We start from the raw sequence: 17,699 nt of genomic DNA on the forward strand, positions 1-17,699 counted from the left end.
AGCATGGCACCTGTATTGATGAGCGTCAACATAGACATTCATCGAATCCAGGGGGATTGTTCATGGAGGACATCGATGTCGCCGTGATCGGCGGCGGCCAGTCCGGACTCGCCACCGCCCATGCGCTGCTGCGCCGCGGGCTGCGGCCCGTGGTGCTGGAGGCATCCGACCGTACGGCCGGGTCGTGGCCGCACTACTACGACAGCCTCACGCTGTTCTCGCCCGCCCGGTACAGCTCTCTGCCCGGAATGCCGTTCCCCGGCGCCGACCGTGACCGATACCCGCACCGGGACGAGGTCGTCGCCTACCTCACCGCCTACGCAGACCGCCTGAACGCCGACATCCGCACCGGCCGGCGGGTCATCTCCGTACGACGCGACGGATCCGCATTCGACGTGGTCCTCGAAGGCGGTGGCAGGCTCGGGGCGCGGGCCGTCGTCGCGGCTTCCGGCACCTTTGGCCGGCCGCACCGGCCGGAGTTGCCGGGGCTGGCGGAGTTCACTTGCCAGGTGGTGCACGCCGCCGATTACCGCAGCCCGGCCCCTTTCGCCGGCGGTCGGCTGGTGGTGGTCGGGGCCGGTAACTCCGCCGTGCAGATCGCCGCCGAACTCGCCGGAGCCGCCAGTGTCACGCTCGCCACCCGCGGCCCGGTGAAGTTCGCAGTCCAGCGCGTCCTTGGCCGCGACCTGCACTTCTGGACGGCGCGCACCGGCCTGGACACTGCACCCCTCGGCCGGCTCCTGCCGCATCCGCCGGCGCAGCCGGTCCTCGACGACGGCCGCTACCGCGCCGCCCTGGCCGCCGGGCGACCTGATCGGCGACCGCTGTTCACTGGCGCCGACGGGAACAAGCTCATCTGGCCGGACGGAGAGCCGGAGGAGGTCGACGCGATCGTGCTCGCCACCGGCTACCGCCCCGACCTGCCCTACCTCGCCTCCCTGGATGGCGCCCTGGATGCCGACGGGAGCCCCCGGCACCGCGAGGGCCTCTCCACCAGCGTGCCGGGGCTGGCGTTCGTCGGGCTGGAGTGGCAGCGCAGCCTCTCGTCGAACTCACTGCGCGGGGTGGGCCGGGACGCGGAACGGATCGCCCGGCGCCTGGCTGCCCACCTCGCGCGCCGGTGACGAGCCTCCACACGCTGGTTCGACGTGTGTCAACATAGACGTATGTCGAATGCGAAGGTGCTGCCCCTGCTCGAACCCGCCGATGGTCAGGGCGTGGCGCCGTGCTGCCCGCCGCTGACCGAGCGCCCCATGAGTGCCGCGGAGGCCGAGACCGCCGCGCGGATGTTCAAGGCCCTCGGCGACCCGGTGCGCCTGCGGCTGTTCTCCGCCGTGGCCTCGCACGAGGGCGGGGAGGCGTGCGTGTGCGACATCTCCGACGTCGGCGTCTCCCAGCCCACCGTGTCCCACCACCTGAAGAAGCTGAAGGAGGCCGGGCTGCTCACCTCGGAGCGGCGCGGCACCTGGGTGTACTACCGCGTCGAGCCGTCCGTGCTCGCCGCGATGGGCAAGCTGCTGGCCATGCCGGCCGCGGCCTGACGACAGGACGGAATGAGGGGGGAAGCGGTGAGCGGGGCGTTGAGTGCGGTGGTAGTGCCACTGGCGGCGGAGCATGCCGAGCAGGTGCTGGCGATCTACCAGGCGGGGATCGAGGAAGGGAACGCGACCTTCGAGACCGTCGCCCCGACGTGGGAGGCGTTCGACGCGGCGAAGATGCCCGAGCACCGCTTCTCCGCTCTCGATGAGAGGGGGAAGGTGCTGGGGTGGGTCGCGGCAAGCCGCGTCTCCGACCGGTGCGCGTACGCCGGTGTGGTCGAGCACTCCGTCTACGTCCACCCCGAGGCGCGCGGGCGGGGCGTGGCCTCCGCGCTGCTCAAGGGGTTGATCAACTCCACCGAGGCAGCCGGGATCTGGACGGTCCAGTCGGGCATCTTCCCCGAGAACGCTGCCAGCCTCGCCGTGCACCGGCGGGCCGGCTTCCGTGTGCTGGGCACGCGTGAGCGCATCGGCAAGCAGCACGGCCGTTGGCGCGACGTCGTTCTCGTCGAGCGACGCAGCCTGCTCATCGACTGACCGGACGACCTCGCGGGCTCAGTTGTGGCGCGCGAGCTTGACCGAGGAGATGAGCAGGATCACCGCCAGGGCGGGAACGAGCACCAGGTCGGAGAAGACGCCGACCAGCAGTACCCCCAGCAGCGCGCCGGCGATCGAGCCCGCGGCCATCACGGCGGCGAAGCGGAGGTTGGCGCCCAGGACCGCGAAGCTGCCGTCACGGCTGTAGCGGGCGAAGGCAACCAGCATGGTCGGCAGCGATACCAGCAGGGACAGTCTTCCCGCCGTCTTGATGTCAAGGCCGAAGAGCAGCACGATCGTCGGGATCAGCAGCTCGCCCCCGGCCACACCCATAATCGCGGCGCCCACTCCGATGCCGAAGCCGGCCACCACTCCGCAGGGCACCTGCGCCCGCAGCGGCAGCGGCAGCGTCCCCACGGTGGCGAGGTGGGTGGCCAGCAGAGCGGCGGCCATGAGCACCATCAGGGCCGCCAGTACCTTGTACAGGGTGGAGCTGCGCATCCGTACCGCCCAGCTCGCCCCGGCCCATGCGCCCAGCAGGCTCCCGGCCAGCAGATTGGCCGCGACGGGCCAGTGACCGGCGAGCTCGGAGGCGGGCAACGCCGAGAGCCGGGCGGGCAGCGCCACCACGACTACGACCAGGCTCATTGCCTTGTTCAGGATGACCGCGGACAGCGCCGCGAACCCGAACAGGCTGATTAGCAGGGGGAGGCGGAACTCCGCACCGCCCAGGCCAATCATCCCGCCGAGAACGCCGATGCCCGCCCCTGCGGCGAACACCACGGGCGCGGAGCGTGCCCGGCTCCCGGAGCGCAGAGGGTCAGCGGCCAACGGTGAGGTCATGGAGGGCAGTCTGCAACGATCACGCTGTCTCGCGACACTGGGGGAAGCCGCCGAAACCGCTGGGCCGCCCTGTCACTTGCGCCCGCACAGCGCCCCGATCTCGCGGGCGGCGTCCCGCGCGGGACGTCCCACCCCGATCAGCGTGGCCGACGCCGGGCCGGTCCAGTCGCCGTATCCGAGCAGGTGCAGCCGAGCCTCGACCCGAGCGCGGGTACCGGCGGTGGGGATGTGCCCGCGCGGGCCCCGCAGATTCAGCGGGGCGAGGTGGGACAGCGCCGGGCGGAAGCCGGTGGACCAAATCACCGCATCCGCGCCGCTCTGACTGCCGTCCTCCCACCGGACGCCGTCGGCAGTGAGCCGGGAGAACATCGGCTTCACTGCCAGGAGTCCGGCACCCCGGGCTGTGCGGACGGGCGGCACGACGACGATGTCGCCGAGCGAAGCCACTCCGCCGGTGTCGCTGCGGCCGGAGTCGAGCGCGCGGCGGCGGGCGGTGGCCACGTCGAACAAGGCGCGGCCGTCGATGTCGTCGGCCAGGAACCGCGGCGGACGCTGGGTCACCCACCTCACCTCGACGCGGCCGTCCAGGGCGAGGTCGGCGGCGATCTGGGCGCCAGAGTTCCCACCGCCGACCACGACGACCCGCTGCCCGGCGAAGTCGGACGGGGAACGGTAGTTCACCGTGTGCAGCTGCCGACCGGCGAAGGTGCTGCGGCCGGGGATGGCGGGGAGGAAGGGGCGCGACCAGGTGCCGGTCGCGCTGATGACCGCCCGGGCCCGCCAGGTGCCGGTGTCCGCCTCGACCAGGAGCCTGTCGTCGTCACGGCGTACGGCGTCCACGCGTGTGTTGTGCTGGACGGGCAGGTCGTAGCGCTTCTCGTAGTCGGCGAGGTAGTCCACCACGTGCCCGGCGTCCGGGTAGGTCTCGCCCGCCTGGGCTGGCATGAGCCGCCCAGGCAGCGAGGAGTACTCCGCCGGGGAGAACAGGTGCAGGGAGTCCCACATGTGCCGCCAGGACCCGCCCGGCGCCGGATCGGCGTCCAGGATCACGAAGTCGAGGCCGCGCCGGCGCAGGTGGTAGCCGGCGGCGAGCCCGGCCTGGCCGCCGCCGACCACCACCACGTCGGCCCGGTTCGTCACGGGGCCGTCGTCACCGCGTCGGCGGCGAACTTCCTGCGCCAGGCGAGTGCGACGTAGACGAGGCCGATCAGGACGGGGACTTCGATGAGCGGTCCGACGACTCCGGACAGGGCCTGGCCGGAGGTGACGCCGAAGGTCGCGATGGCGACCGCGATGGCCAGCTCGAAGTTGTTGCCCGCCGCGGTGAACGCCAGCGTCGTGGTGCGGTCGTAGGCCAGGCCCAGGCCCTTGCCCAGGAGGAAGGTCCCGAAGAACATGATCGCGAAGTAGACCAGCAGCGGCAGCGCGATCCGCACGACGTCCAGCGGCTGCGAGGTGATGGTCTTCCCCTGGAGGGCGAACAGGATGACGATCGTGAACAGCAGCCCGTAGAGCGCCCACGGGCCGATCCTCGGAAGGAACTTCGCCTCGTACTTCTCGCGGCCCATCTTCTGCTCGCCGATGCGGCGGGTGAGGAAGCCGGCCAGCAGAGGGATCCCGAGGAAGATCACGACGTTCAGCGCGATGTGCCAGACGGACACGTCCAGGCCCTGGCCGTCGCCGAGGTTCATCCAGCGCGGCAGCAGGTCGAGGTAGAACCAGCCCAGCAGACCGAACGCGAACACCTGGAACACCGAGTTCAGCGCGACGAGGACGGCGGCGGCCTCCCGGTCGCCGCAGGCGAGGTCGTTCCAGATGATGACCATGGCGATACACCGGGCGAGACCGACAATGATCAGGCCGGTGCGGTACTCGGGCAGGTCCGGCAGGAAGATCCACGCCAGGGCGAACATGACTGCGGGCCCGACGATCCAATTGATGACCAACGAGGAAACCATCAACTTCTTGTCGCCGGTCACGCGGTCGAGCCGGTCGTAGCGGACCTTCGCGAGGACCGGGTACATCATGACGAGCAGGCCGAGCGCGATCGGCAGGGAGATGCCGCCGATCTCGATCTTCGCGAGCGCGTCGTTCATCCCCGGGATCAGGCGGCCCAGGCCCAGGCCGACAGCCATGGCGAGCAGGATCCACACCGCGAGGTAGCGGTCGAGGGTGGAGAGCTTCTTGACGATCGAGTCGTCCCCACCGCCAGCCGGAGCGAGAGCGGTGGCGGGCTTTGCGGAGGTCACGGGCAGGCCCTCTTGTTCTCGGAAGCAGTACGGGCGGAGTCGGCCAGCGCGGCGAACTGCTCGGACAGCCCGGCCAGGACCTCGGGCTTGAGCTTGTAGTAGGTGAAGCGGCCGCAGGGCTCGGTCTCCACGATCCCGGCCTCGCGCAGCACCTTCATGTGGTTCGACAGGTTGGTCTGCTTGGCTCCGGTCTCCTCGACCAGGTGCGTCGTACAGAGCGTCTCGCGCGCCAGCAGGGTCACGATCTGAAGGCGGAGCGGATCGCCCAGCACCCGGATCACATCAGGATCGACTGAAGTCAGCATGCACTGATACTCTCACATCACCACTCGCTGACACCAGCGGGAGCTGAAGTCATTGGCGGCTGGGTTCCGCCATGCGACGAGAGAGAACGATCACCATGGCTGACAAGCCGTCCGTCCTGTTCGTCTGCGTCCACAACGCCGGCCGCTCCCAAATGGCCGCCGCGTGGCTGACCCACCTGGCGGGGGACCGCGTCGAGGTCCGCTCCGCCGGCTCCAACCCCGGCGACCAGGTCAACCCGGCCGCCGTCGAGGCCATGGCCGAGGTCGGCATCGACATCTCCAAGGAGACGCCGAAGATCCTCACCGTCGACGCGGTCCGCGAGTCGGACGTCTGCATCACCATGGGCTGCGGCGACACCTGCCCGGTCTTCCCCGGCAAGCGCTACCTCGACTGGAAGCTGGAGGACCCGGCCGGCCAGGGCGTCGAGGCCGTGCGCCCGATCCGCGACGAGATCAAGACCCTGATCGAGGGCCTGATCGCCGAGATCGCCCCCGCCAAGCCGGAGGCGACGGCGTGAGCGACATACGCGAGGTCGTCATCATCGGCTCCGGCCCCGCCGGATACACCGCCGCCCTCTACACCGCCCGCGCCCAGCTCAAGCCCCTGCTGTTCGGCAGCTCCATCTTCGTCGGCGGCTCGCTCACGACCACGACCGAGGTGGAGAACTTCCCCGGCTTTCCCGAGGGCGTCGACGGCCCGGTCCTGATGGAGAACATGCGGGCCCAGGCGGAGAAGTTCGGCGCCGAGATGATCGACGACGATGTCGTGTCCGTCGATCTAACCGGCGACGTCAAGCTCCTCACCGACTCCGCAGGCACCACTCACCGCGCCAGGACGGTGATCGTCGCGACCGGATCCGGCTACCGCAAGCTCGGCCTGCCCAAGGAGGACGAGCTGTCCGGCCGCGGCGTCTCGTGGTGTGCGACCTGCGACGGATTCTTCTTCCGTGACCGCGACATCGTCGTGGTCGGCGGCGGCGACACCGCCATGGAGGAAGCCACCTTCCTCACCCGCTTCGCCCGCTCCGTCACCGTCGCCCACCGACGCTCCCCGCCTCGAAGGTCATGCAGGACCGGGCGTTCGCCGACGACAAGATCTCCTTCGCGTTCGACAGCGAGATCGCCGAGATCAAGGAGACGAACGGCATGCTCGCCGGAGTCGTCCTGCGCGACGTCTTCACTGGTGCCACCCGCGACCTGGACGTGACAGGGCTGTTCATCGCCATCGGCCACGACCCGCGCACCGAGCTGTTCACCGGCCAGCTCGACCTCGACGGCGAGGGCTACATCAGCGTCGCCTCCCCGTCGACGCGTACCAGCCTGCCCGGCGTGTTCGCCGCCGGTGACGTCGTCGACCACACTTACCGTCAGGCCATCACCGCCGCCAGCACCGGTGCGGCCGCGGCCCTGGACGCCGAGCGCTACCTCGCCGCCCGCAACACCACCCACATCGAGCAGGAGCCGGCCGCGGCCCCTGCCTGACCGACTGAGCCGCGGCGCGGGCCCGCCTGGAACCATGCTGGCGGGCCCGCGCCGTGGGGGCATCGGCCGCAAAGGAGCGATGCCGTCCTCCTCGCGCGCCGGGCCCTGGGCGCGGTGGGGCGAACGCTTGACCTTCGAGTCGGGTTGAAGGTTTACCTTCGGTGGCGTGACGACCTACCGCATCTCGCAGCTGGCCGAACGCTCCGGAGTACCGGCCACAACGCTGCGCTTCTACGAGGACGCCGGTCTGCTGCCCGCCGACCGCACACCGTGTCCGGGTACCGGGTCTACGGCGAGGATGCGGTGGAGCGCCTGGCCTTCATCTCCTCCGCCAAGATGCTGGGCCTGGCGCTGGAGGAGATCCGCGAGCTGCTGGATGTCCGGGAGGAAGGGGTGTGCGCGTCCGTACGGGCGCGGATGCTGCCCCTGGTCGCCGACCGGATCACCCAGACCGACGGCCGCATCGCCGAGCTGCGCGCGTTTTCCGCACACCTGGCCGGTGTCCACGCTGATCTGTCCGGCCCGGCGCCCGCAGGGGCGTGCGGTCCGGACTGCGGCTGCACCACATCCAGCACCACGGCGGCCGGGCCCGTGCCCATCACTCTGTCGCCGACCCGCAGCGAGCAGGCCACGGAGTCCTGGCGGGAGGCACCGGTGGCCTGCACGCTGGGCGGCGCCGAGCTGGGGATGCGCACCCAGCAGTGGCAGCGGCTGGTCGACAAGGCAGAGGGACGCGAGGAGATCGACGACGGGATCCGCCTGTCCTTCCCCGTCGGCGCCGACCTCGCCGGCGAGGTCGCGGCCCTTGCCGCGGCCGAGCAGGGCTGCTGCGCGTTCTTCGACTTCCGTCTGCACCTGACCCCGACCGCGCTCCAGCTGGAGGTGCGGGCACCCGAGTCCGCCGCCGGAATGCTGGCCGACCTTTTCGGAGTGCCCGCATGACCACCCCGCCCTCTGCTTCTCGCCCGTCCCGGCCGTGGGGTGCCGTTGGCGCCGGCTCGGCCGCGATCGCCGCCTGCGCGGTGTGCTGCGCAGGCCCGCTCCTGGCCATCCTCGGCGGCATCGGCGTCACCTCCGCCATCGGAGCCCTGTGGGTGCCCGCACTCACGGTGCTGGCCATCACTGCCGGGCTGGGCGTTCTGATCGTGGGGCGGCGCCGCCGGACAGCAGCCTGCCGGTCCGCTCCGGCACGAACCGACCTCGGCATGCCAGCCCTCCGCCCGAGCCCGGACAGCGGCAAGACCCCTCACTGACCAGGAATCGCGGTCAGACCGCGCGCAGTGGCCTGTGAGGATGGAACGCACGACCGCTACGAGGCGGCCGGCACAGCACGAAGGAGCAGTTCGGATGTCGCAGCAGGGACCGCAGGGCCTGGTCGATCGGATGGAACACCACCAGGTCGCGATCTACCTGGCGGCACTCGCCGCCGGGGGACTGCTCGGCTGGGCGGCCCCCGGCCTCGGGCCGGGGCTGGAGCACTCGATCAACCCGGTGCTCGGGGCGCTGCTGTTCGTCACCTTCCTCCAGGTCCCTGCCGCCGAACTGGTCCGCTCCCTGCGGGACGGACGGTTCCTGTCCGCCGCGGTGCTCGTGAACTTCGTGGCGGTGCCGCTGGTCGTCGCCGCGATGTTCACGTTCCTGCCCGACGACCAGGCGGTTCGCCTCGGTGTGCTGCTTGTTCTGCTGTGCCCGTGTGTGGACTACGTCATTGTCTTCTCCGGGCTGGCCGGCGGCTCCAGCCGACGCCTGCTGGCCGCCACCCCGTTCCTCCTGGTCGCGCAGATGCTGTTGCTGCCGGGCTTCCTCTACCTGTTCATGGGCTCGGAGCTCGCCGACATCGTCGAGGTCGGACCGTTCGTCGAGGCGTTCGTCGTCCTGATCGTCATCCCGCTCGCCTTCGCATGGGCCCTGCAGGCGTGGGCCGGACGCCGCCCGGCCGGGCAGAAGGTCTCCGACGGCGCGACCACCACGATGGTGCCGCTGATGGCTGCCACGCTGCTGGTCGTGGTCGCCTCCCAGGTTCCCAAGCTCGGCGACAACCTGACCGACGTCGCCGCCGTCGTCCCGTTCTATGCGGCGTTTCTCGTGGTGATGGCGTTCGCCGGGAAGGCCGTGGCGCGCCTCTTCCGGCTGGACGCCTCCGCCGGGCGGGCGATCGTCTTCACCGGGGCGACCCGCAACTCCCTCGTCGTCCTGCCCCTCGCCCTGGCTCTGCCCGACGACCTGGCCATCACCCCGGTCGTCGTGGTCACCCAGACCCTGGTCGAGGTCCTCGGCATGGTCGTCTACGTCCGACTCGTCCCGCGTCTGATGCCCGGCCGGGAGCGGCCCGCGAACGAGCCGGTTGCCCCCTGACCGTCCTCAGCGCGGCTACGCAAGCCGATCACATCCTGTGACCACGGCTTGCCAACTAACCTGCCGCGTCTTTGCCAACTACACAGCAGCACATCCATCTACTCAGCGACGTCCCGCACCGCACTTTGCCAACAAGGCTGCGTTGTCACAGATGCGCCAGCCGCCCTTCTGTTTGCGTCAAGCCGCCTCGAACGCCCGTCGGATCAGCGGCGCTGCCTTCTCCAGGTCGGCCGCGGAGGCGAGCCGTACCTCCAAGTCGCCCGTTCCGAGGTGCCCGATGCCGCGCATGTCCCGGGTGAAGCCCTCCTCCAGCTCCACCGTGTCCGGGTCAAGTCTGAGATAGACCAGGATCGCCTCGTGCTTCGGACGGAAGATCACCGATGCCACGTTCACCAGCCGCCGGTAGGCGATGTAGTGCCGCAGCAGCGCCACCTCGACCTCGCCCCACGCCGCGAGTGCGTCGTCCACCTCCGCGTACAGGTCCCGCAGGCACTCCGGGACGAGGCTGGCACCCGCCGGCGAAGAAGCCACCGGGGCCGCCGCCGCGATGTCGACCGCCGTCTCCCGCTCCCGACTTCGCCGGGACGAAGCGGCGCTCGGGAAAGCCGGAGAGGAGTCGACGAGCAGCAAGCTCAGCAGACCGCCCTCGAAGATCCGGTAGCGCACCAGGTCGATCCGCTCGGGCAGCCGCTGCACGGCCACACGGTCGTGGTGGGAGAAGCTGGCCGCGATGCAGACCATCCGCGGACGACGCCAGTCGATCGACTCGGCGGCCTCCGTGCCCAGCACCTTCCGCACGAGCGCCTCGAACTCGTGGTGCGCTGACTCCAGCCAGGACAGGTATGAGACGGCCTGTGACAGCACCCCGCTGTCAGAGCCCTTCTTGAACTCGATCACTACCGGGCTGCCGTTCTCGTCCAGCCCGAGCGTGTCGATTCTGCCCCGGTGCCACGGACCGGTCGGGTACTCCGACGCCAGGAAGCGGATGCCGAGCATCGCTACCAGGCCAGCCTCGACCCGCCGCTGGAGTTCGACCTCCAGCGCCACCGTTGAACCGGGCACCCCGACGTCCCGCCCGCCCGCGTCTCGCCGAAACAACATCAGCTCGGCCACTAGCGTCCCCCTCCTGTGCTTGCTGTACGAGAGCAATCGAAACGGGATACATATTCCAGAACGGGGGTCTGCCAAACGAGCGGTGTATCTCGGGTTGTTGAGGGTTACTGGCGGGCTGCGGAGAGGCGGCCGTCGGGCACAGCGACGGCCAGGCCGCAGTCGCGCAGGCACGCCAGCCCCCAAAAGTACATCTTGTGCTGAATTCAGAGTTTCGTGAACTGGCGGTGTGGCCGGGCGGGTAGGGACTGTCAGCCCTTGCCCTCGGTGCTGCCGTTGCTGCGCGGTGTGTTGAGCCCGAGATGGGCGACGGCCGGGTCGGTCTCCCACCAGGGGCGCATCATGCGACGTTGCGGCGCCACGGCCACTGGGTGCCGCGACGCCGGGCGGTGATCACGGCTGCGGTGTAGGCGGCGGTGAGGGCAATGCCCGCCGCCAGCAGCGCCGCATCGAGGTGCCGGTCGGTGAGCATGCGGGAGACGGTCAGTTCCGGCGGTCCGTGGTAGGCGGTTGGGCGGGTCAACCGGGACAGGTCCTTCTGTGGTCGCGGTCGCCGGCCGGTGTTGGGCGGCTGGCGGGCGGTCAGTGCGAGTGAGGTCCTGGCCGGTGCACGGGGCCGTGGGTGTCCTCGTGTTCGGGGCCGGGCTGCGTCGGTGGTTCGCCGATCTGCAGCAAGGGGCCCGTGTCCCGGTCGTCTTCGCCGACGTGGTCGACCTGGAGGGTGGCATGGGTGATGTTGTAGTCCCCGGCGAGCTGCTTTTGCAGGGTGCGGCGCACAGCGTGGCAGTCGCCGCCGGGAACGACCAGGACGTGGGCGGACAGGGCGGGCTGGCCGGAGGTGATCTGCCAGATGTGCAGGTCGTGGACTTCGACGACCTGCTCGAGGCGGGCCATGGCATCACCGACCGTATCGGGGTCGACGCCTGCGGGTGCGGCTTCGAGGAAGATGCGCCCGGAGGCGCGGATCAGGCCGATGCCGGCCTTGAACATGAGGGCGACGACGACCAGGGTGGCGATCGCGTCCGCACGGGCGAAGCCCGTGGTCAGCACGATGGCGCCGGAGATCGCGGTGCCGATGAAGGCGTACAGGTCGTTGAGGATGTGCTGGAAGGCGCCCTCGACGTTCAGTGAGGTTCGGTTGGCCCTGGAGATGCACCAGGCGGCAGCAATGTTGACCACGATCCCGGCCAGTGCGGTGACGAGGACCAGACCGCCCTCCACTGCTGGCGGGTCGATGAGACGCCGCACGCCCTCGTAGCCGAGCCAGGCTCCCAGCAGCACCAGGGTGAGGCCGTTGGCCTGGGCGGAGAGGATCTCGGTGCGCTTGAAGCCGTAGGTATAGGGGCCGCGGGCCGGGCGGGCGGCCAGCCGCATCGCGATGAGCGCCAGGGCGATGGAGGCCGCGTCGGTCAGCATGTGTGCCGCGTCGGAGATGAGTGCCAGGGACTGGGCCAGGATGCCGACGACGACTTCGGCGGCCATGAATCCGGTGATCAGCGTCAGGGCGATGCCGAGCCAGCGGCGGTCCGCGTCGGCGGCCACGCCGTGCGAGTGGCCGCCGTGACCCCCGGCCCCGTGGTCGTGCGTGTGCTCGTCACTCATCGCCGTCGTCCTCCCGTCGCGCCCGCCCGGCACGGATGCTGCGGGCAGCGAAGCACACCTGTGACCATGGAGCCAAAGGCTGCATCGGTGACCGTTGTCAACACCAATAGTGACCACTGTGACCTGCGCTTTTACGGTTTCATGGCTGTGGGGCGGGCGGGCGGCATGCCCTTGGAGCCCAGGCCGAGGGTGGACGGATATGCCGGTGAGCGACGGCCTGCGAAGGGCCGCAACGATGGGAAGGCGCCGCGCCATGCGGCCAGCAGGGCGGGGCCGGGCGGCCGGTTCGCGCGTGTGGCGGCTTTCGCCTGCACCTCCGCGGCCCTGGTCGCCGCCACTCATCACGCCGCCTCAGGCCAGCCGGTGCCAGCCTCACGCGCCAGGACATCGATGGCCTGCCAGGAGCTGTCGAGCCAGCTCGATGCCCTGTACGAGGCCGACTGCGACGGGGCCCTCCCCGAGCAGATCGGCACCCGGAACAAGGTGCAGCCCGAGCCGGAGGTTGCGCTAAGGCTCCAGCAGACTCGGGTCGTCGATCGCGGCGACGGGTAAGGCGGGGACGGACGAGATGGGCGCCGACACCGTCAACCGGGAGCTGTCCATCGCGCGCCAGGTAATCGGCTGGTGGCAGCACCAGGGCTGGATGAAGGCGCTCCGACGATCGACATCGAGCGGCGTGCGGCACCGCCCGACCGCACCAGGGCCCTGGCGGAGGATCAGATCGCCACCCTGTGGAACCTGGACGTCGTCCTCCGGGAGAACACGCAGTGAAAGATGCTCTACGAGTGCGCGCACGCGCCGATGAGTGCTGTGGCAGTCCGGCACCGCCCAGTTCCCGCCCCGACTCATCGCTCGCCGCACCCGCGACCCGCCGTTCCTCACAGACCGCAAGGCCCCAGCCGGAGCACCGAGGCCCAACGCACATCCTTCTACCGGGTGACACATGGCATCCGATCGCGTGGCGCGGCTCGTGCCTGCCGTCGGCAGAGGTGACGATGCCGGGAGAGCTATGCGTAGAGGGCGGAGGAGAGCGATGCCGACGACCTCCCGCCCCCGCGCCCGGTCGGGGCTGACGCGTGTCGCGTTCATGGTCCTCGCTCTGGCCGCTCTCGCCCTGCTGCACGCCCTGCTCACCCCGGCCGGCACCCACCTGGCCGCAGAAGACCCGGGATGTTCGCACGACCGTCGCGGCTTTACGGCCGACCGCTGCCCGCCGGCCGTCGCCATGGCGCCGCCAGGCGGGCAGCAGCATCCCGAACACGACCCGGCCGCCCGGGTCTGCGAGAGTGCCGCGGCCAAGCGGCCGACGCATCCCGCGCCCCAACCGGCGATCTCCCTCGTCGCGCCAGCGCTGTCGCCGCTCGACGCGTTCGGCCCCACACGCTCCTTGGGGCTCGGCCCGATCCAGGATGGCGGAGTTCCGGCCGTTTCGCGGCAGATCCTGCGCTGCTGACCGGGCCGGGCCGCCCCGCGCACCGCTGGGGTCTGCCCCGAAGCCCGGTCACCCCCACCCACATGCAGCAGGAGAACCATGCCCAGCGACGCCTACGCCGTCATCGCCGCCCTGGTCCGCGCAACTGCACTCCGTACTGACTACGACGCCCGCGAGTACCGGCCCACCGAAGAGCCCGTCACATCGGCCCACGAGCAGCAGGCCGCGCGGGAGGAGACCCGCTGCGAACGGTGCGCACCCAGGGCCTGAGGGGCAGGTACCACCGGTTCGTGGCCGGTGCGCGCCAGGGCGGCGACGGGCAGTTCACCCACCGCCTTTGCCACGCGCAGGCGGGGATCGTCTGGTCGCAAGAGGGTGGCCGGTTTCGGTCGGCTCCTGCCACCCACCGTCCGCTCGTAACGCGCTGTTTACATCCGACTTGGAACTGTTACCGACAGCGGATCGTCGGACTGATCGACGGCTTTGCGAGGCGTCGCGCCGGAAGAGAGGGCAAGGAGTGTCAGGGAGCAGGTATGCGGTGCGCGCTGTCGCGGCCCTGCTGACCGCTGTCCTGGCGGTGCTGTTCTTCTCCCATGCCGCTGCCGCGGCGCCTGCACATGAACGTGTGTCGCAGGGTTCCGGGCCTGTGGCCGTTTACGAAGCGCACCTGTGCGACGCCGCCTTCCGGCCAGAGGAGGCTGCCGGGCACTGGGCGCGAGTCCGTGAGAACAGCCCCCCGGCAGGTCATTCCGGGCCGACTAGTCCCAGGGCCGGCTGTGCGTCGGCGGCGCCGTACGACTGCGGGCCCTTCCGGCAGGTGCCGTACGAGCCGGTCGGACAGCCACCACCCGTTTCACCTGCCCTGTTGCAGGTCTTCCGCTGCTGACAGTCAGGCCCCATTCCACGCTCCGCTCGTGCTGGAGTCGTGTCCGCTCCTGGCGTGCCGCTGAATCTCAAGCGCCTGTGAGACGTGCCCGCGTGCCCGCAGGTGAATCGTCACCCGCGAAGGCCGGCATGTCCGCCACTGACCGTCCGAGTCCGGTCAGGCCGTCCGGGGTGTGAGGAACGGGACCCGCCTCACGAGCAGACCTTCTCCTGCGAACCCTGCAAGGCGGTGCGGCGTCCTCTTCGCCCACCCGCGCCGGGCGGCTTCACGCTGCCCGCCGCTTCCCTCCAGGGCCCGCAGCCCCCAATCCATCACATCGACGCCCCCTGCCGGGGCGCAGGAGGTACCTGACATGCGAACCCTGATCGACCACGCTCGTTCCTTCCGCCATCAGGCCGCCGGGGAACTCGGCCGGCTGGCCGTCGGCCAGCAGCCGCAGGCCCTGTTCATCGCCTGCTCCGACTCACGCGTCGTTCCCTCCCTGATCACCGGCGCCGGGCCGGGCGAGCTGTTCGAGATGCGCACCGCGGGCCATATCGTTCCCCCCTACCGCCTGGAGGGCCCGTCCGGTGAGGCGGCCACCATCGAGTACGCCGTCGAGGTCCTCCAGGTTGCCGACATCGTGGTGTGCGGCCACTCCCACTGCGGCGCGGTTGGTGCTCTAGTACGCGGCGACGACCTCACGGCCGTCCCCGCCGTGAAGGGCTGGCTGGCGCACGCGGCCTCCTCGTCCCTGCAGGACGGCAGCACGGGTGGGGAGCCTGCCGCGGATCTCGCGGGCCCGGTGCAGCGCCATGTCCTGAAGCAGTTGGAGCGGCTGCGCGGCTATCCGGGCATCGCCCGCCGACTGACCGAGGGGCAGCTGCGGCTGCACGGCTGGTTCTACGAAATCCACACCGGGCTGGTGTGCGAGCACCGGCCGCAGGACGACGCATTCCTGCCGCTGTGACCCCGCGCGCGATCCGACCTCTGGCCCCCACACTTGCCAAGGACCCCCGTGAATCCGGACATCCTGCGGCGTGACGTCGCCGCCTCCCTCGTCGTCTTCCTCGTCGCCCTCCCGTTGTGCGTGGGCGTCGCCGTCGCCTCTGGCGTACCAGCCGAACTCGGCCTGGTCACCGGTATCGTCGGCGGCCTGCTCACCGGCCTGCTGCCGGGGAGCAGCCTCCAGGTCAGCGGCCCTGCCGCGGGTCTTACCGTCCTCGTCTACGAAGCGGTCCAGACCTACGGCCTGCCCGCCCTCGGCGTGATTGTCCTAGCAGCGGGCCTGCTCCAGCTGGTGCTGGGCGCCCTGAAGTGCGGGCGCTGGTTCCGCGCCATCTCCATCGCTGTGGTGGAGGGCATGCTCGCCGGAATCGGCCTGATCATCATCGCCGGTCAGCTGTACGCCATGGCAGGCGTGGCAGCACCCGCATCGGGCACCGGCAAGATCGCCGGTCTTCCCGGCTTGGCCGGTGACGTCTCTACCTCCACCACGATGTGGACCTCCTTCGCGATCGGGGCGGGCACCGTGGCGGTGATGCTGCTGTGGCAGCGCCTGCCCGCGAGAGTGCGGGTGGTGCCCGGCGCGCTGGTGGCGGTGTCCCTGGCCACCGGCGCGACCTGGCTGCTGGACCTGTCGGTGAAGACGGTCGAGGTCCGCGGCTTGCTCGACTCCATCCAGCCGCCCGGAACCGAAGTGCTCGGAAGGCTTGGCATTGGCGTACTCGGCACCGTGATCGCCTTCACCCTCATCGCCTCCGCCGAGTCGCTGTTCAGCGCGGCCGCGGTGGACCGTCTGCACGACGGCCCGCGCACCGACTACGACAAGGAACTGATGGCTCAGGGCGCGGGCAACATCGTCTGCGGAGTGCTCGGCGCCCTGCCAATGACCGCGGTCATCGTCCGGAGCGCCACCAACGTCCAGGCCGGTGCCAAGACCAAGGCGTCCCGGGTCCTACACGGGCTGTGGCTGCTGCTGTTCGCCGCCCTGCTGCCGGCCGTCCTCGCGCTCATCCCCATCGCCGCGCTCGCCGGCATCCTTGTGCACGCCGGCGTCAAACTCCTGCCCGCCAAGCAGTTCCCCGCCCTGTGGCGCGGCCACCGTGGAGAGGCCCTGATCCTCGCGGCGACCGCCTTGGCCATCGTCACCATCAACATGTTCGAGGGTGTCCTTATTGGCCTGATCCTGGCCGTGGTCAAGGCTGCCTGGCAGACCTCGCACATCAAGCTGGAGGTGATAGACCAAGGAGCCGGCTCGGTCCAGGCATATCTGTCGGGCAACGCGACCTTCCTGCGCCTGCCGAAAATACTGGACGAGCTGGGAGCACTGCCCAAGGACCGGCCCGTCGAGCTGGACCTGTCTGGGCTGCACCACCTTGACCACGCCTGCCACGCTGCCCTGATCACCTGGGCCGAACGGCACAATGCCGAAGGCTCCCAGTCGGTACGGATGTCCCCGGCCCTGACATGACACGCCCGGCCCCGGCCTCCTGCGCAACCGGTGGCGCCGCCGCACCCCATCCCAAGTGCGGCGGCGCCACCGGCGAAGCCCGGGGGCAAGCCCTGGCGGCGGAGCCGGTACTGTGCAATGGCGTACAGCGCGAGTCCGCGCCCGCCCTTTTGCCTGCTACGTCTGAACGACGGGCCTCTCGGAAAGCCACGACGTCATGCCACGTACCGGTCCGACACCACCTGCCTCCCCGGCTATGGGGGCGCTGCGCGGGTTGCGGGCGGGCGCGCTGGCGGTGTTGTGCGTGCTGCTGCCACTGGCTGGCCATGCCCTGTCGCAGGGCCACGCGCCGCGGTGGACGATCGTGGCTGGTGTGGCCGGAGTCATCATTCCCGGATCGGTGTTTCTGACGCGGCACCGGTTGTCGGATACCCAGCTTCTGGGTGTGCTGGCCGGGGCTCAGTTGGCGTACCACATCGCTTACTCCCTGCCCGGCGCCTGCGCGGCCATGACTGACCCTGTCGGGTTGCCTGGCCTGGTCGAGCACGCTCCCGTCGTCGGCACCCCGCCCGAAGTCCTGTTGGCCGGGCATCTGGTCAGCCTGGTGATCGCGGCGCGGCTGTTGGGTGTCACCGAGCAGATCCTTTGGCAGAGCAGGCCGCTTCTGAGAGCTGTGCAGCGCCTGCTGCTGTTCGTGTGGCCGCATCTGCGATTCGCACATGATCCATTGTCGGAGTTGCGCCCCGATAGGAACGTCTCTCTGCCCGCGTCGGCGGTCCCGGCTCGCTGGCATGCGGGCAGAGCGCCACCGCATGCCCGGCGTGGCGTATCTGCGCCCGCCGCCTTCGCACTGACCGGGCCGACGCCCTTCGGCGGTCCCTGCATGCCCTGACGGGCGCAGTCGCGGGTGCCGCCAGGGCCGGCACCTC

The 17,699-nt window shown here is 70.3% G+C and carries 21 protein-coding genes and 2 pseudogenes; 16 read left to right on the top strand and 7 right to left on the bottom strand.

The annotated features are described in order from the left end of the window. Positions 1-62 precede the first annotated feature (62 nt). From ACLQ2N_RS02390 to ACLQ2N_RS02400, 3 genes are read left to right on the top strand one after another with little or no spacing between them, the layout of a single operon-like run. Positions 63-1,124: a flavin-containing monooxygenase gene (locus tag ACLQ2N_RS02390; protein ID WP_363067940.1), complete on the top strand. Its 1,062-nt coding sequence runs from the start codon at positions 63-65 to the stop codon at positions 1,122-1,124. A 42-nt stretch (positions 1,125-1,166) separates the two neighbouring features. After that, a complete protein-coding gene (locus ACLQ2N_RS02395; RefSeq protein WP_148020893.1) occupies positions 1,167-1,541 on the top strand; it encodes an ArsR/SmtB family transcription factor in 375 nt (124 codons plus the stop codon). Positions 1,542-1,553: 12 nt separating this feature from the next. Further along, on the top strand, positions 1,554-2,075 hold the full coding sequence (locus ACLQ2N_RS02400) for a GNAT family N-acetyltransferase (RefSeq protein WP_148020894.1): 522 nt from the start codon (positions 1,554-1,556) through the stop codon (positions 2,073-2,075). 18 nt (positions 2,076-2,093) lie between these two features. Here ACLQ2N_RS02400 and ACLQ2N_RS02405 read toward each other — a convergent pair whose 3' ends face one another. From ACLQ2N_RS02405 to ACLQ2N_RS02420, 4 genes are all read right to left on the bottom strand, one after another. Then, positions 2,094-2,918, bottom strand: a complete 825-nt coding sequence (locus ACLQ2N_RS02405) for a sulfite exporter TauE/SafE family protein (protein WP_148020895.1) — start codon at positions 2,916-2,918, stop codon at positions 2,094-2,096. A gap of 72 nt (positions 2,919-2,990) precedes the next feature. After that, positions 2,991-4,058: an ArsO family NAD(P)H-dependent flavin-containing monooxygenase gene (locus ACLQ2N_RS02410; RefSeq protein ID WP_148020896.1), complete on the bottom strand. Its 1,068-nt coding sequence runs from the start codon at positions 4,056-4,058 to the stop codon at positions 2,991-2,993. After that, complete coding sequence (gene arsB, locus ACLQ2N_RS02415; RefSeq protein WP_148020897.1) at positions 4,055-5,167, bottom strand: ACR3 family arsenite efflux transporter; 1,113 nt, start codon at positions 5,165-5,167, stop codon at positions 4,055-4,057. Before arsB ends, ACLQ2N_RS02410 begins: the two co-directional genes overlap by 4 nt. Then, positions 5,164-5,472, bottom strand: a complete 309-nt coding sequence (locus tag ACLQ2N_RS02420; RefSeq protein WP_026328687.1) for an ArsR/SmtB family transcription factor — start codon at positions 5,470-5,472, stop codon at positions 5,164-5,166. Before ACLQ2N_RS02420 ends, arsB begins: the two co-directional genes overlap by 4 nt. 95 nt (positions 5,473-5,567) lie before the next feature. Between ACLQ2N_RS02420 and ACLQ2N_RS02425 the strand changes: the two genes are divergently transcribed. The 6 genes and pseudogenes from ACLQ2N_RS02425 (at position 5,568) to ACLQ2N_RS02450 (ending at position 9,309) form a co-directional block, all read left to right on the top strand. Then, complete coding sequence (locus tag ACLQ2N_RS02425) at positions 5,568-5,990, top strand: arsenate reductase ArsC (protein ID WP_148020898.1); 423 nt, start codon at positions 5,568-5,570, stop codon at positions 5,988-5,990. Further along, positions 5,987-6,954 (top strand): annotated as a pseudogene (trxB, locus tag ACLQ2N_RS02430) (thioredoxin-disulfide reductase). Before ACLQ2N_RS02425 ends, trxB begins: the two are co-directional and overlap by 4 nt. Before the next feature lie 166 nt (positions 6,955-7,120). Further along, a pseudogene (locus ACLQ2N_RS02435) lies at positions 7,121-7,180 on the top strand (hypothetical protein); the annotation flags it as partial. A 44-nt stretch (positions 7,181-7,224) separates the two neighbouring features. Further along, positions 7,225-7,896 carry a MerR family DNA-binding protein gene (locus ACLQ2N_RS02440; protein ID WP_425808553.1) on the top strand — a complete coding sequence of 224 codons (672 nt, stop codon included), beginning with the start codon at positions 7,225-7,227 and terminating at the stop codon, positions 7,894-7,896. After that, positions 7,893-8,207: a hypothetical protein gene (locus ACLQ2N_RS02445; RefSeq protein WP_261991721.1), complete on the top strand. Its 315-nt coding sequence runs from the start codon at positions 7,893-7,895 to the stop codon at positions 8,205-8,207. Before ACLQ2N_RS02440 ends, ACLQ2N_RS02445 begins: the two co-directional genes overlap by 4 nt. A 94-nt stretch (positions 8,208-8,301) precedes the next feature. Then, positions 8,302-9,309, top strand: coding sequence for an arsenic resistance protein (locus ACLQ2N_RS02450; RefSeq protein ID WP_148020901.1), 1,008 nt, complete (start codon positions 8,302-8,304; stop codon positions 9,307-9,309). A 177-nt stretch (positions 9,310-9,486) separates the two neighbouring features. Here ACLQ2N_RS02450 and ACLQ2N_RS02455 read toward each other — a convergent pair whose 3' ends face one another. From ACLQ2N_RS02455 to ACLQ2N_RS02465, 3 genes are all read right to left on the bottom strand, one after another. Beyond that, positions 9,487-10,422, bottom strand: a complete 936-nt coding sequence (locus tag ACLQ2N_RS02455; RefSeq protein ID WP_187285308.1) for a DUF5655 domain-containing protein — start codon at positions 10,420-10,422, stop codon at positions 9,487-9,489. A gap of 337 nt (positions 10,423-10,759) precedes the next feature. Further along, entirely contained in the window at positions 10,760-10,942 is a 183-nt protein-coding gene (locus ACLQ2N_RS02460) for a hypothetical protein (protein ID WP_148020903.1), read from the bottom strand. Between the two features lie 59 nt (positions 10,943-11,001). Then, positions 11,002-12,021 (bottom strand): cation diffusion facilitator family transporter, encoded by a 1,020-nt coding sequence (locus ACLQ2N_RS02465; RefSeq protein WP_148020904.1) that lies wholly within the window; start codon positions 12,019-12,021, stop codon positions 11,002-11,004. 363 nt (positions 12,022-12,384) lie between these two features. Between ACLQ2N_RS02465 and ACLQ2N_RS02470 the strand changes: the two genes are divergently transcribed. The 7 genes from ACLQ2N_RS02470 to ACLQ2N_RS02500 all read left to right on the top strand — a co-directional run bounded on the left by ACLQ2N_RS02470 (position 12,385) and on the right by ACLQ2N_RS02500 (position 17,662). Then, on the top strand, positions 12,385-12,573 hold the full coding sequence (locus tag ACLQ2N_RS02470) for a hypothetical protein (RefSeq protein WP_148020905.1): 189 nt from the start codon (positions 12,385-12,387) through the stop codon (positions 12,571-12,573). Between the two features lie 72 nt (positions 12,574-12,645). Further along, the gene (locus ACLQ2N_RS02475; protein ID WP_261991722.1) at positions 12,646-12,792 is read left to right on the top strand and encodes a hypothetical protein; all 147 of its coding nucleotides are present in this window, start codon (positions 12,646-12,648) and stop codon (positions 12,790-12,792) included. A gap of 262 nt (positions 12,793-13,054) precedes the next feature. Beyond that, positions 13,055-13,474: a hypothetical protein gene (locus ACLQ2N_RS02480; RefSeq protein ID WP_148020906.1), complete on the top strand. Its 420-nt coding sequence runs from the start codon at positions 13,055-13,057 to the stop codon at positions 13,472-13,474. Positions 13,475-13,552: 78 nt separating this feature from the next. Then, positions 13,553-13,723, top strand: a complete 171-nt coding sequence (locus ACLQ2N_RS02485; RefSeq protein ID WP_187285309.1) for a hypothetical protein — start codon at positions 13,553-13,555, stop codon at positions 13,721-13,723. 968 nt (positions 13,724-14,691) lie between these two features. Continuing rightward, complete coding sequence (locus tag ACLQ2N_RS02490) at positions 14,692-15,288, top strand: carbonic anhydrase (RefSeq protein WP_148020907.1); 597 nt, start codon at positions 14,692-14,694, stop codon at positions 15,286-15,288. Between the two features lie 48 nt (positions 15,289-15,336). Continuing rightward, a complete protein-coding gene (locus ACLQ2N_RS02495; protein ID WP_261991723.1) occupies positions 15,337-16,791 on the top strand; it encodes a SulP family inorganic anion transporter in 1,455 nt (484 codons plus the stop codon). 235 nt (positions 16,792-17,026) lie between these two features. Beyond that, positions 17,027-17,662 (top strand): hypothetical protein, encoded by a 636-nt coding sequence (locus ACLQ2N_RS02500; protein ID WP_363067931.1) that lies wholly within the window; start codon positions 17,027-17,029, stop codon positions 17,660-17,662. Positions 17,663-17,699 lie beyond the last annotated feature (37 nt).

The organism is Streptomyces sp. DT224 (assembly GCF_049844595.1).
GTDB lineage: Bacteria > Actinomycetota > Actinomycetes > Streptomycetales > Streptomycetaceae > Streptomyces.

Excerpts from the sequence above, each read along its gene's own strand:
- ACLQ2N_RS02390 (WP_363067940.1), top strand. The coding sequence starts at position 63 with ATGGAGGACATCGATGTCGCCGTGATCGGCGGCGGCCAGTCCGGACTC.
- ACLQ2N_RS02395 (WP_148020893.1), top strand. The coding sequence starts at position 1,167 with ATGTCGAATGCGAAGGTGCTGCCCCTGCTCGAACCCGCCGATGGTCAG.
- ACLQ2N_RS02400 (WP_148020894.1), top strand. The coding sequence starts at position 1,554 with ATGAGGGGGGAAGCGGTGAGCGGGGCGTTGAGTGCGGTGGTAGTGCCA.
- ACLQ2N_RS02405 (WP_148020895.1), bottom strand. The coding sequence starts at position 2,918 with ATGACCTCACCGTTGGCCGCTGACCCTCTGCGCTCCGGGAGCCGGGCA.
- ACLQ2N_RS02420 (WP_026328687.1), bottom strand. The coding sequence starts at position 5,472 with ATGCTGACTTCAGTCGATCCTGATGTGATCCGGGTGCTGGGCGATCCG.
- ACLQ2N_RS02425 (WP_148020898.1), top strand. The coding sequence starts at position 5,568 with ATGGCTGACAAGCCGTCCGTCCTGTTCGTCTGCGTCCACAACGCCGGC.
- ACLQ2N_RS02445 (WP_261991721.1), top strand. The coding sequence starts at position 7,893 with ATGACCACCCCGCCCTCTGCTTCTCGCCCGTCCCGGCCGTGGGGTGCC.
- ACLQ2N_RS02450 (WP_148020901.1), top strand. The coding sequence starts at position 8,302 with ATGTCGCAGCAGGGACCGCAGGGCCTGGTCGATCGGATGGAACACCAC.
- ACLQ2N_RS02465 (WP_148020904.1), bottom strand. The coding sequence starts at position 12,021 with ATGAGTGACGAGCACACGCACGACCACGGGGCCGGGGGTCACGGCGGC.
- ACLQ2N_RS02480 (WP_148020906.1), top strand. The coding sequence starts at position 13,055 with ATGCCGACGACCTCCCGCCCCCGCGCCCGGTCGGGGCTGACGCGTGTC.
- ACLQ2N_RS02485 (WP_187285309.1), top strand. The coding sequence starts at position 13,553 with ATGCCCAGCGACGCCTACGCCGTCATCGCCGCCCTGGTCCGCGCAACT.
- ACLQ2N_RS02490 (WP_148020907.1), top strand. The coding sequence starts at position 14,692 with ATGCGAACCCTGATCGACCACGCTCGTTCCTTCCGCCATCAGGCCGCC.
- ACLQ2N_RS02500 (WP_363067931.1), top strand. The coding sequence starts at position 17,027 with ATGGGGGCGCTGCGCGGGTTGCGGGCGGGCGCGCTGGCGGTGTTGTGC.